Source organism: Mediterraneibacter glycyrrhizinilyticus, assembly GCF_015560805.1.
Lineage (GTDB): Bacteria > Bacillota > Clostridia > Lachnospirales > Lachnospiraceae > Schaedlerella > Schaedlerella glycyrrhizinilytica_A.
This window is the reverse complement of sequence record NZ_JADMSO010000003.1, coordinates 317072-330309: the sequence shown is the minus strand read 5'-3', so window position 1 is coordinate 330309 and position 13238 is coordinate 317072. Positions and strand designations below refer to the sequence as shown.

General features: G+C 47.7%; 8 protein-coding genes. All 8 read right to left on the bottom strand.

The window, feature by feature from the left end:
- Positions 1 to 184: 184 nt before the first annotated feature.
- Positions 185 to 2797, bottom strand: a complete 2613-nt coding sequence (locus I2H87_RS05200) for a cation-translocating P-type ATPase (RefSeq protein ID WP_009266031.1) — start codon at positions 2795 to 2797, stop codon at positions 185 to 187.
- A 292-nt stretch (positions 2798 to 3089) separates the two neighbouring features.
- Positions 3090 to 4424 carry an NADP-specific glutamate dehydrogenase gene (gene gdhA, locus I2H87_RS05195; RefSeq protein WP_009266030.1) on the bottom strand — a complete coding sequence of 445 codons (1335 nt, stop codon included), beginning with the start codon at positions 4422 to 4424 and terminating at the stop codon, positions 3090 to 3092.
- Between the two features lie 220 nt (positions 4425 to 4644).
- Positions 4645 to 4821, bottom strand: coding sequence for a 30S ribosomal protein S21 (gene rpsU, locus I2H87_RS05190; protein WP_004054229.1), 177 nt, complete (start codon positions 4819 to 4821; stop codon positions 4645 to 4647).
- 169 nt (positions 4822 to 4990) lie between these two features.
- Entirely contained in the window at positions 4991 to 7630 is a 2640-nt protein-coding gene (gene alaS / locus I2H87_RS05185) for an alanine--tRNA ligase (RefSeq protein ID WP_195609465.1), read from the bottom strand.
- A gap of 69 nt (positions 7631 to 7699) precedes the next feature.
- Positions 7700 to 9211, bottom strand: coding sequence for a 4Fe-4S dicluster domain-containing protein (locus I2H87_RS05180; protein ID WP_009266027.1), 1512 nt, complete (start codon positions 9209 to 9211; stop codon positions 7700 to 7702).
- Positions 9212 to 9235: 24 nt separating this feature from the next.
- Entirely contained in the window at positions 9236 to 11707 is a 2472-nt protein-coding gene (locus I2H87_RS05175) for a homocysteine S-methyltransferase family protein (RefSeq protein WP_195609464.1), read from the bottom strand.
- Entirely contained in the window at positions 11704 to 12372 is a 669-nt protein-coding gene (locus tag I2H87_RS05170) for a vitamin B12 dependent-methionine synthase activation domain-containing protein (RefSeq protein ID WP_009266025.1), read from the bottom strand. The genes I2H87_RS05175 and I2H87_RS05170 overlap by 4 nt, the downstream gene beginning before the upstream one ends.
- A complete protein-coding gene (gene metF, locus I2H87_RS05165; RefSeq protein ID WP_009266024.1) occupies positions 12366 to 13235 on the bottom strand; it encodes a methylenetetrahydrofolate reductase [NAD(P)H] in 870 nt (289 codons plus the stop codon). The genes I2H87_RS05170 and metF overlap by 7 nt, the downstream gene beginning before the upstream one ends.
- Positions 13236 to 13238 lie beyond the last annotated feature (3 nt).

Here is a 13238-nt window from a genome sequence, read left to right as displayed (position 1 = left end):
AATGGTAATTTCAGCTGACGAGCTGTATAATTATCATTGGTATTTTGATTTAGTAGCATAATTCATTATACCAAAAAATCGCCCAGACCGTAAGGTCTGAGCGATTTTCTATTAGGGGAGTTTTTTTACAGCCCCTTATTTAGAACTATCTATTTCCCGATAGCCCCTTTTATTCACTTCATTTTTATATCCAGTGTAATTTCTGGTTGATCGCTTTGATAAACTGGATCACCGGAAGATTGACAAGCGCCAGACCATACACGGTCATCAGCTGTGTAAACGTCAATGTCTGTACCTGGAAAAGAGAATGCAGTCCCGGGATCATCATAACCGCTGTGATCAGCGCCAGACCGAGAACAAATGCTCCGATCAAGTAAATGTTGTTAAAGAAACGGTTTGTGAAAATAACCGGTTTATCTTCTTTACAGTTAAACCCATGCACAAGACGCGCCGTACATAATGTTCCGAACGCCATTGTACTTGCCAGCACAGCGTTTCCGCCCTGATATCCGATCATAAATGCGATCATCGTCGTCACACCGATCGAAAGACCGCCGATACCGATCCGTTTCAGGAAACTTGGCGTCAGAATCGACTCATTCATCGGTCTCGGTTTCTCATTCATCACATCCATCGAGTGCGGCTCCAGTCCCAATGCGATCGCCGGCAGACTATCTGTCAGCAAGTTGATGAACAACAGATGCACCGGTGCAAACGGTACCGGAAGACCTGCGATCGAAGCATACAATACTGCAAGGATCGCGCCGAAGTTACCGGAAAGAAGAAACAGGATCGCATTCTTGATATTCCGATATACATTCCGTCCGTTTTCAACGGCTTTTACGATCGTTGCAAAGTTATCGTCCGTCAGTACCATAGATGCAGCGTCTTTGGAAACTTCACTTCCGGTAATTCCCATTGCAACACCGATATCCGCCTGTTTCAACGCCGGTGCGTCATTGACGCCGTCCCCTGTCATGGAAACAATATTTCCTTTTTCCTGCCATGCACGCACGATCCGGATCTTATGTTCCGGTGACACACGCGCATACACGGAAATCTTCTCCACAAAGTTTTTCAGTTCTTCATCTGTCATCGAATCGATCTCAGCGCCCTCACATGCTTCGGACTCATCCTGAAGAATGCCGATTCGTTTTGCGATAGCTGCCGCTGTGACTTTATGATCTCCTGTGATCATGATCGGGCGGATTCCCGCACGCTTACATTCTTCAACTGCCGCTTTGGACTCCTCTCTCGGCGGATCCATCATATCGATCAGACCAAGGAAGATCAGTCCATCCTCATGATCCACTGTCAGTTCCAGATCAGCCGGAACTTCTTTATATGCAAACCCGAGCACTCGCAGACCCTCTCTTGAAAATTCCTGATTCTGCGCCTCGATCTTCTGCTTATCCGCTTCCGTGATCGAACGGATCTCTCCATTAATATGGATCCGGTCCATACGGTTTAGTAAGACATCAACCGCACCTTTGACGATCATCAGATGTCTGCCCTCGATCGTATGTTTCGTCGCCATCAATTTACGGTCACTGTCAAACGGATTTTCACTTTCCCGCGGATAACGTTCTCGAACATCCTGCGCCTCTACTCCGATCTTGCTTCCAAGATTGATCAAAGCGGTCTCCGTCGGATCTCCAACCTCCACCCCATCTACATTGGTAGAATCGTTGCAGAGAATGCTGCTGACAAGAAGCAGTCTCACATCATCATCTTTAGGATCGATCTTGTCTGCCGGAATTCTTGATTCATTGACATAATAATCTTCCACCGTCATCTTATTCTGGGTCAAAGTACCTGTTTTATCCGAACAGATGATCGATACGCTTCCCAGTCCCTCGACTGCCTGCAGTTTTCGGATGATCGCGTGTTCTTTTGCCATCTTCTGCGTGCCGAAAGAAAGTACGATCGTCACGATCGAACTGAGTGCTTCCGGGATTGCCGCAACTGCAAGTGCTACAGCAAACATAAATGCATCACCGATCTCACCGCCGCGGAATACATTGATACCAAACAGAATACCACAAAAGATCAGTATAATGATGGAAAGCTTCTGTCCAAACTGATCCAGATTGATCTGGAGTGGTGTTCTCTTTTCCGAAGTTGTCTTCAGAAGACTGGCAATTTTACCAACTTCTGTTTCCATTCCGATTCCGGTTACAAGGAATCTTCCTCGTCCGTAAGTTACAAAGCTTCCGGAATATACCATATTCACACGATCTCCGAGCGGTACTTCGCCTGAGATCGTATCGATCGTCTTTTCAACTCCGAGGCTTTCTCCTGTCAGCGCACTTTCGTCCACTTTCAGGCTGGCACATTCCAAAATCCGACCGTCCGCCGGGATATAATCTCCCGCATCTAAGATCACCACATCGCCGACCGTCACTTCTGATGACGGAACCGGTACGATATTTCCATCACGGAGCACTTTTGCCTCCGGTCCGGATAATTTCTTCAAACTGTCAAGAGACTGTTCTGCCTTTACGGTCTGTACGGTCCCAAGGATCGCATTCATTGTGATAACGATCAAAATAACAAGGGTACTCTCCATGTCTCCGAGAAAACCGGAAACGATCGCAGCAATGATCAGAATGATCACAAGGAAGTCTTTATACTGCTCCAGAAAAATCTGAAGCGTCGTTTTCTTTTTCCCCTCTACAAGTTCGTTCGGACCATACTTTTCCTGATGTTCCCGAATCTGATCCATTGTGAGCGGTTCCTGCGTTCCGTTGATTTCCTGTCTCACATCTTCTGCTGACATCTGATAATAATCACGCATATCAATTCCTCCTTCTTTTTTAGTATTGACATTTGTGCAATAAAAAAGCAAGACTTCTACTGCACATCAAATAATGCAGTAAAAGTCTCACTGTTTAATCACGATACGGATGCCTGGTCGCATCGTACTGACGACATCGTGCGCGCTTTATAAAAGCACCGTTACTCCCTTTTACTGAAAAATAACTATAAAGCATTTCACACAAATTGTCAATATATTTTCCTCAAAATACAAAAATACAAAAGCAACAGTTCAGCCACAGGACTGAACTGTTATAAGTCAAAACGGAAGCTTAAACGATTCCCTGTGCAGTCATCGCATCGACCACTTTCTCAAATCCGGCAATGTTTGCACCTACAACGTAGTTGCCTTTGAATCCATATTTTTCTGCCGCGTCAGCCATATTGTGGCAGATATTTACCATGATGCCTTTTAATTTTGCATCTACTTCTTCTGCAGACCAGCTTAAACGTTCGCTGTTCTGGGACATCTCCAATGCGGAAGTGGCAACACCGCCGGCATTGGCAGCTTTTCCCGGTGCGAACAGCACGCCGTTTGCCTGCAGATATTCCGTGGCTTCCATTGTAGTCGGCATATTTGCGCCCTCTGCAACGGCAATACATCCGTTTGCAACCAATGCTTTTGCATCCTCGAGATGCAGTTCGTTCTGTGTCGCACACGGAAGCGCAATATCCACTTTCACAGTCCATACGCCTCTTCCCTCATGGTATTCGGAATTCGGGCGGTAATTTTTGTATTCAGTCAGTCTTGCGCGTTTCACTTCTTTGATCTCTTTGAGCGCTGCAAGATCGATTCCCTCCGGATCATATACCCAGCCAGTAGAATCACTGACAGTCACAACTTTAGCGCCCAGTTCCTGTGCTTTCTCTGTTGCATAGATCGCAACATTTCCGGATCCGGAAACCGCAACGGTCTTGCCTGCGAGTTCGATTCCGTTTAATTTCAGCATCTCCTGTGTCAGATATAACAAACCATATCCTGTCGCCTGTGTACGGACGAGAGATCCACCGTAGGACAATCCTTTTCCTGTCAGAACTCCCTCATATACCCCACGGATCCTCTTATACTGACCATACATATATCCGATCTCTCTTGCGCCGGTTCCGATATCTCCTGCCGGCACGTCGGTATCTGCTCCGATATACTTATAAAGTTCTGTCATAAAGCTCTGGCAGAATGCCATCACTTCTCTGTCCGATTTTCCTTTCGGATCGAAATCAGAACCACCTTTTCCGCCTCCGATCGGAAGACCGGTCAGTGAATTCTTGAAAATCTGTTCAAATCCGAGGAACTTGATGATTCCTAAGTTTACGGACGGATGAAGGCGAAGACCTCCTTTATATGGTCCGATCGCACTGTTGAACTGTACACGGTAACCTGTGTTCACATGTACCTGTCCGTTATCATCAACCCACGGAACACGGAACTTGATCTGGCGTTCCGGCTCTACCAGCCTTTCAAGAAGCGCATCTTTGCGGAACTTCTCTTCATTCGCTTCGATCACAACACGCAGAGATTCCAGAACTTCTTTCACTGCCTGATGAAACTCCGGTTCAGCCGGGTTTTTCTTAACTACTAATTCAATGACTTCATCAACATATGACATAACATTTACCTCCTAAAAAATATTCGGGGCAGATAAATTCTCAATTTTTATCTACCCGTCTATTTTAAAAGTATATTTTCCGCTTGTCAATTAAAACTTTCAACATTTTACAGTTTTAGTGCTTTACAGTAGTAAAATACGGATTTCTACTCTATTTTCATCATTTTGCACAATTAAAAATAGAGTGTTGATAAATCAACACTCTATCAATCTGCACATATTAGTTATATTTGCGTTTTCTAGCAGCTTCAGACTTCTTTTTACGTCTTACGCTTGGCTTTTCATAGTGTTCTCTTTTACGAATCTCCTGCTGAATGCCAGCTTTTGCACAGTTTCTTTTGAATCTGCGTAAAGCACTATCCAACGTCTCGTTCTCTTTCACGATTACATTTGACATAGTCTCACACCTAACCTCCCCTCCAGCCTGGTATTGTGCATCATACGACTGTTCGGGTATATTTATTGCACTACAAATGATTATAACATATTTTTCCGTCACGTCAACTGTTTCCTGCGAAAAAATTGACGGAATCCTCTGTTTTTTAGAAGAATTTTTTAGAAGCCGTTTACGAAAGCTGTTCTTTCAGCACTTCTTCTGCTTTTGCAAGTGCATCCTTGATTCCTGCCGGATTCTTACCGCCGGCCTGGGCCATATTCGGACGTCCGCCGCCGCCTCCGCCGATGCATCCTGCGATCGCTTTGATCAGGTTGCCGGAATGGGCGCCTTTCTTCACAGCACCGTCTGTTGCCGTTACCATCAGGCTGACTTTTCCGTCCGCTTCTGAAGCAAGCACAACAACACCTTCACCTAACTTCTCTTTCATCTGATCTCCCAGATCCCGAAGCCCATTCATGTCAACTCCCGGGAGTTCTGCTGCTAAAAGTTTCAGATCGCCGATCTCCTGCACCTGATCCAGAATATCGCCTGCCGCTTCCTGTGCAAGTTTGCTCTTTAAGCTGTCCACTTCCGCATGCAGCGCTTTATTCTCGGAAAGCAGATGACCGATCTTTTCTCCAAGATTTTCCGGCGTTGCTTTGACAAGTTTTGCTGCCTCATGCATCTTTGCTTCCAGATTATCATAATAATGAAGAAGTCCTTTGGATGTCAATGCTTCAATTCGACGCACGCCTGCTGCCACACCGCTCTCTGAAATGATCTTGAGCGCCATGATCTCGGATGTATTTTTCACATGCGTACCACCGCAGAACTCGATGGAATATCCGCCCATGTTGACAACACGCACGATGTCGCCGTATTTCTCTCCGAACAATGCCTGCGCTCCGGTCTTTTTTGCTTCCTCGATCGGCATATTCTGGATATCTACATCCAAAGCTTTTGCAATGCTGTCGTTGACCAGCTTTTCCACCTCACGGATCTCTTCCGGTGTCATCGCCGAAAAATGAGTAAAGTCAAAACGGAGCCGGTCTTCATTGACACTGGATCCGGCCTGTTCTACATGACTGCCAAGTACGGTGCGGAGTGCTTTCTGGAGCAGATGCGTTGCGCTGTGATTTCTTGCGGAAAGTGCACGTTTCTCTGCATTCACTTCTAATTCTGCCGTATCGCCGACTTTGATCATGCCTTTTGTTACAACTCCCACATGACCGATCTTTCCGCCAAGCAGTCTGATCGTATCTTCTACACGGAACTCTCCATCTGCAGTGCGGATCACACCGGTATCGGCTTCCTGACCGCCGCTTGTCGCATAGAACGGCGTCTCCTTTACAAAGACCGTTCCTCGATCTCCATCGGAAAGCGCTTCTGTCACTTCCGTATCAGAAGTCAGCACGATGATCTCCGATTCACAGGATAATTTGTCATATCCGACAAATGTGCTTGTCACACTCGGGTCGATGGACTCATATACCGTCACATCCGCGCCCATATAGTTGGTCACTTCCCGCGCGTCTCTCGCTGTCTTTCTCTGGATCTCCATTGCCGCATGGAAGCCCTCTTCATCTGCTTCAAGCCCTTTTTCTTCCAGGATCTCCTTTGTCAGATCCAACGGGAATCCATACGTATCATACAATTTGAACGCCGCTTCGCCGGACAATACTTTCTCGCCGGATTTTTCCATCTCTTCGATCAGATCCGAAAGAATGCCAAGTCCCTGATCGATCGTCTTATTAAACTGTTCTTCCTCTTTTGCGATCACTTTTAAAATAAAATCACGTTTCTCTTCCAATTCCGGATATCCGTCTTTGGAACCTGCGATCACAGTTTCTGCCAGTGTCGGCAGGAAATTCCCCTCGATTCCGAGCAGTCTTCCGTGGCGACATGCACGGCGCAGAAGCCGGCGAAGCACATAGCCTCTTCCCTCGTTGGATGGCATGATCCCGTCCGAGATCATAAATGTCACAGAACGGACATGGTCGGTGATCACGCGCAAAGACACATCTGTATTGTAGTCCTCTCCGTATTCCTTGCCTGCAAGTCTGCTGACATGATCGCGGAGTGCTTTGATCGTATCCACATCAAAAATAGAATCCACATCCTGTACAACCGAAGCCAGACGCTCCAGTCCCATTCCTGTATCAATGTTCTTCTGTTCCAGTTCACTATAATGTCCGTTGCCGTCATTGTCAAACTGGGTGAATACGTTGTTCCAGATCTCCATATAACGGTCGCACTCGCATCCCACGGTACAGTCCGGACTTCCGCATCCGTATTTCTCGCCTCTGTCATAATAAATCTCAGAACACGGTCCGCATGGTCCGGAACCATGCTCCCAGAAGTTATCCTCTTTTCCAAAACGAAAGATCCGCTCTGCCGGGATTCCCATCTCCTTATTCCAGATCTCGAACGCTTCCTCATCTTCTTCATAGACAGACGGATACAGTCTGTCTGCATCCAGACCTACAACTTCGGTCAGAAATTCCCATGACCACGCGATCGCTTCTCTCTTGAAATAATCTCCGAAAGAGAAGTTTCCGAGCATCTCAAAAAATGTACCGTGACGTGCAGTCTTACCTACATTTTCAATATCTCCGGTACGGATACATTTCTGACAGGTCGTCACCCGTCTTCTCGGCGGGATCTCCTGTCCTGTAAAATATGGTTTTAACGGAGCCATTCCCGAATTGATGAGCAAAAGACTTTTGTCATTGTGCGGTACGAGTGAGAAACTCTTCATCGCCAAATGTTCTTTGCTCTCAAAAAATTCCAAAAACATTTTTCTAAGCTGGTTTACTCCATATGCCTGCATGATTTTTCTTCCTCCTGAATTTTGCCTAAACTTTATCTTAGCATAGCTCTTTCCAATTGTAAAGAAATGTTATTTCAATTCAATTTCTTCGAGCTCTTTCGCCGGAATTGCCGTGGAAGAATTTTTGACATAGTTGGCAAGCAGCTTCTTCGCTTTCGCTACCGGGATGTTGGTTCCCGCACCTGCGATACAACCGCCCGGACATCCCATTCCCTCGATCAGGCATCCGTTCATCTTTCCGGCTTTCGCAAGCGTTAATATCTTCCGGCACTCGGCAAGTCCCTCGGCATGCTCGATGTTCACCTGTACATCCGGATAATATTCGTTCACACATTTTTCGATCGCCTCGGCAACTCCGCCGGCACATCCGTAACCACGTCCGGCTCCGGTCGCATCATGGAACGAAGACTCTGCCTCATATTTGCTCAGGTCGATCTCTTTCGCGTCGAACATCGCCTGCAGTTCCTCATAAGTCACAACAAAATCCACATCGCTTCGCACGGTTCTTCTCGACGCTTCCAGCTTCTTCGCCGCGCAAGGTCCGATAAAGACGACTTTTGCATTCGGATGTTCTTTCTTGATCGTCCGGGCCGTCGCAACCATCGGCGTCAATTCCTGTGAAATCTGGTCGATCATTTCCGGAAAGAACTTCTTCGCCATCATTGCCCAGGACGGACAGCAGGATGTCAGAAGAAACGGCAGCTCTCCGCTCACAACTTTATCTACATAATGATGCGCTTCCGCGATCGCTCCGATATCCGCTCCGAGCGCCACCTCATATACCTCTGAAAATCCCAGTTCCTGAAGCGCCGCTTTGATATTACGCGGCGTGATATTATCTCCGAACTGTCCGACAAATGCCGGTGCGATCTCGGCTACGATCTGATCCCCTTCCGTCAGCGCTCGCGCCAGCTGAAAGATCTGTGATTTATCCGAAATTGCCCCGAACGGACAACTCACCATACACATACCGCAGGAAACACATTTTTCCGGATCGATATAGGCACGACCGTATTGATCCGATACGATCGCTCCGACGCCGCACGCACTTTTACATGGACGTTCCTTTTTTGCGATCGCGTCATATGGACAGACCGATTTACATTTTCCGCACTTGATACATTTTGTCTGATCGATATAAGACTTCCCGTTCACAAAGGAAATCGCATCTTTCGGGCAGACTTCCTGACATGGGTGTGCAAGACATCCTTTACACATATTGCTTACTTCGTAGCCTCTTTCCTCGCAGCTTTCACACGCCGACGGGATCACCTGCATCAGCGGCGGCTCATAATATTTTTCGGAAATATTACTTGCCTCCACACCGGCTGTCAGGTGCACCGGCTTATTCTCCGGGCGCAGTGACAATCCCATCGCAAGACGGAGCCGTTCTCTTACGATCGCTCTGGAACGGTATGTACTTTCTCTGTATTTCTCCGTATCGTCATTGACGATCTCATATGGGATCGCTTCCATATCATCCAGAAGTGTCTCTGCATTCGCTTTAAATCCCAGTTCTGCTACCTTTGTAAACACCTGTCTGCGGATCTGGCGTACCGGTGTCTGCAATCCTCTCATCATTTTGTTCTCCTCCTGTTTTTCGCTCTACTTAAGCAGTTCCTGCGCATAATATACCGATTTCATCGCGTCTTTTCCATAAAAGTCCGCCCCGATCATATCGGCGTATTCCTGATTCAGAACCGCACCGCCGACCATAATTTTACACTCCGGCAGTTCTTTTTTCAAGAGCCGTATCGTCTCTTCCATACTCGCCACGGTTGTCGTCATCAATGCGCTCAGTCCGACAAGCCGGACTTCCTGTTCTTTTGCCGTTTGCAGGATCAATTCCGGAGCTACGTCTTTTCCGAGATCGATCACGTCGAAACTGTAATTTTCAAGCAATACTTTCACAATATTTTTTCCGATATCATGAATGTCCCCTTTCACGGTCGCAAGAATGATCTTTTCTTTTTTCTCCGTGCCGGACTCTTCCGAAGCGATCTTGACTTTCAGCACTTCAAACGCTGCTTTCGCCGCGTCAGCACTCATCAGAAGCTGCGGTAGAAAGACTGTACCCTCTTCAAATCCTTTTCCCACATGATCCAGAGCCGGAATCAGATAGGTATTGATAATCTCCAATGGCTGTTCTGTCTTCAACAATGCATCCGCCATCTGCGGCGCTTCTTCTTTCAGCCCGCGTTCGATCGCGGTTTTCAGCGTGAGTTCTCCCGACAGCATTTCCGCACCTTTCTCTCCGCCGGGCACTGCGTTTCCTAAAGATTTCGCTGTTTCCTGTGTCATCGCTTTTTGCGCTGCTTCTCTTTGCGCGGCTTCTTTTTGTGCTGCTGCCTTTGCACCGTATTTTGCGACATAACGGCTGCAGTTCTCATCCAGCCCCATCAGCGCATGATACGCATCGTAGGACTGCATCATATCTTCCGAGGAGGGATTGATGATTCCCGCACTCAGCCCGTTATATAACGCCAGCGTATAAAAGTTCGCATTGATCACCGGACGGAACGGAAGCCCAAAAGAAATATTGGACACCCCAAGTACAGTATGTACTCCTAGTTCTCTGCGCACCCGCCGCAGTGCTTCCAAAGTAACGATCGCTCCCTGCGGTTCCGAACTGACCGTCATCGCCAGCACATCGATCACGATATCTTTCTTCTCAATACCATATTTTTCCGCTTCTTTCAGTATTCTCTCCGCGATCTCCACTCTGCCGTCCGCCGTCTCCGGAATCCCAGTCTCGTCCAGTGTCAGACCTACTACAACGCCGCCGTATTTCTGGATCAGAGGAAATACCGCATCCATCGACTCCTGTTTTCCGCTGACCGAATTCACCATCGGTTTTCCATTGTAAACACGAAGCGCCTCTTCCATCGCCCGTGGATCGACCGTATCGATCTGAAGCGGAAGACTTGTCACGCCCTGCAGAGCCGTCACCGCTTCTTTCATCATGGAAACCTCGTCAATGTCCGGAAGCCCCACATTGACATCCAGAATATGCGCGCCGTTGTCCTCCTGACGGATTCCCTCTCTTAAGATATAATCCATATCCCGCTCCACAAGCGCCTGTTTAAACTTCTTCTTTCCGGTCGGATTGATACGCTCCCCTATGATCTTCGATTCCTCTCCGAAGATCACGGTCTTTCCGTAAGAAGAAACCATCGTCAGATTTTTCTTCCCGGCAGGTTCATAAGGGATTTCAAGACATACCGCTGTCATGGCACGGATATGTTCCGGCGTTGTTCCGCAGCATCCGCCGATCACTGCCGCTCCGCTTCCGGCGATCTTTCGCATCGTCTGTGCAAATGCGTCCGGTTCCACATCAAATACAGTCTCTCCATCCCGCTGTTTTGGAAGTCCCGCATTCGGTTTCACAATGACCGGCGTGGAAGAATACCGCTGGAGTTCCTCAAGGATTGGAATCATCTGCTCCGGTCCCATTCCGCAGTTGATTCCAAGCGCATCTACACGCAATCCCTCCAAAAGACTGACAAAGGCAGGAACATCCGCTCCGGTCAAAAGCTTCTTCCGTTCGTCAAACACCGCGGTCACAAATACCGGAAGATTGGTATTCTCTTTCGCTGCAAGGACAGCAGCCTTGATTTCATATGTATCACTCATCGTTTCAATGTGGATCAGGTCTGCCCCTGCTTCCTCACCGTACTGCATTACTTCCCGGAATGCTTCATATGCCTCCTCAAACGCAAGGTCTCCCATTGGCTTTAAAAGCTTTCCGGTCGGTCCCACATCCAGCGCCACGTATACATTCCTGCCGCCCGCGCTCCGCCGCACCGCTTCTTTTCCGTGTGCGACAGCAGTCTTGGTGATTTCTTCCAAAGAATACACGCCATCGTGGAATTTCAGCGCATTGGCTCCGAATGTATTTGTCAATATGATATCGCTTCCCGCTTCAATATATGCCTGATGGATCGAGATCACCTCTTCGGAATGTTCCAGATTCCAGATTTCCGGGAGTTCTCCGGCTTTCAGTCCTTTTTCCTGCAGCAACGTTCCCATTCCGCCATCAAAAAATAATCGTTTTTCTCTCAAGTCTTCTCTTATCATGTTGTATTCCTTCTATATATACAGTCTTGTTTCTCACAGGCTTCACAGCCTTTTGTATGACATCGGATGTCCGACGTCCCCGCACCGATCACGGCAGTTACCGATTTTGTCGGACTCATCATATAACTGTCCGTCATTGTAAGCCCGATCGTTTTCGCACAATCCAAAATCTGCATCACACTTTTCTGATGTTCCATTGAAAAGTCACCATATCCGGGACTAAACCTCGGACGCAGAAAATATCCCCCACTTCGCAGCTCTTCTGCGATCGTCTCCTGACACATGTCGCAATACTCTTCCAGAAGCGCGGCAGCACAAGCCTGCAGAACAACGGCATCTGCCATGTCTGTCAATGATTTCCGCCGGATCAGCTGATCCACGCCGATTCCGAGCGTTGCACCAAACAGAACGATTTTCTCACACCCCCGCAAGTTACGTCCCAGACTTTTACTTGTTACATGCACATTTCCAAAGCAGACGTGTTCCGGATCGATCCACTCTAAATCAAAGAAGCGATAGATGGATTTTCGATTCACCACCGACTGCAGATCAGAAAATGATCGGTCAATCAGGGCTGATGTCTGTTCATCTACCGCATGTCTTCCATATCCGAGATAACGAACTGCTTCCCTTTTCAGCATTTCTTTGTTCCCGGTTTCTAGCATTGGATCACCTCGGAGAGGTTTTCCATGATCTTTGCCGCAATATGCGGCTTGTTCATCGAATAAATGTGAATATTCTTCACCCCGTTTGCAAGCAGATCGATGATCTGGTCTGTCGCATACGCGATTCCTGCCTGCTCCATCGCTTTCGGATGGTCTCCAAAACGATCCAGCATCGCGAGAAAACGTCTCGGGAACACAGTGCCGGACAATTCCTGACTCCGCTTCATCTGCGCCGCGCTTGTGATCGGCATGATCCCCGGAAGTACCGGAACAGTGATCCCCGCCTCCCGGATCCGATAAAGAAAATTATAATGGATATCGTTGTCAAAAAACATCTGGGTTGTCAGAAAATCAACGCCGCTGTCCACTTTCTGCTTCAAAAACTTGATATCATCCTCTTTGTGTTCATTTTCCACATGTCCCTCCGGATAACAGGCTGCTCCGATGCAAAAGTCGCCCGATCGCCGAATCGCCTCTACCAGTTCGTACGCATAGTGATACCGGTCTTCCGATGGAAAGACCATTCCCTCCGGAATGTCTCCCCGAAGCGCCAGGATGTTCTCGATCCCCAACGCTTTTAAATTCTCGATCACAGTCTGCACTTCTGCTTTTGTTGAGGATGCGCAAGTCAGATGGGCAAGACTCTCCACTCCCAGTTCATCCCGAATATACGAAGCGATCTTCGCCGTATTCTTGCTTGTGCCGCCGCCTGCTCCATAAGTCACGCTGATATAAGATGGATGCAGTCCCGCGATCTGCTCTGTGGCGCTGCGCACTTTCTCATATCCTGCGTCTGTCTTCGGTGGAAACACCTCAAAAGAAATATGTATTTTGTCTTCAAGTAGTCTGTCAATTATCTTCATCTT

Coding starts and splice junctions, on each gene's coding strand:
- alaS (WP_195609465.1), bottom strand. CDS start 7,630: ATGCAGGCATATGGAGTAAACCAGCTTAGAAAAATGTTTTTGGAATTT.
- I2H87_RS05200 (WP_009266031.1), bottom strand. CDS start 2,797: ATGCGTGATTATTATCAGATGTCAGCAGAAGATGTGAGACAGGAAATC.
- rpsU (WP_004054229.1), bottom strand. CDS start 4,821: ATGTCAAATGTAATCGTGAAAGAGAACGAGACGTTGGATAGTGCTTTA.
- I2H87_RS05170 (WP_009266025.1), bottom strand. CDS start 12,372: ATGCTAGAAACCGGGAACAAAGAAATGCTGAAAAGGGAAGCAGTTCGT.
- gdhA (WP_009266030.1), bottom strand. CDS start 4,424: ATGTCATATGTTGATGAAGTCATTGAATTAGTAGTTAAGAAAAACCCG.
- I2H87_RS05175 (WP_195609464.1), bottom strand. CDS start 11,707: ATGATAAGAGAAGACTTGAGAGAAAAACGATTATTTTTTGATGGCGGA.
- I2H87_RS05180 (WP_009266027.1), bottom strand. CDS start 9,211: ATGATGAGAGGATTGCAGACACCGGTACGCCAGATCCGCAGACAGGTG.
- metF (WP_009266024.1), bottom strand. CDS start 13,235: ATGAAGATAATTGACAGACTACTTGAAGACAAAATACATATTTCTTTT.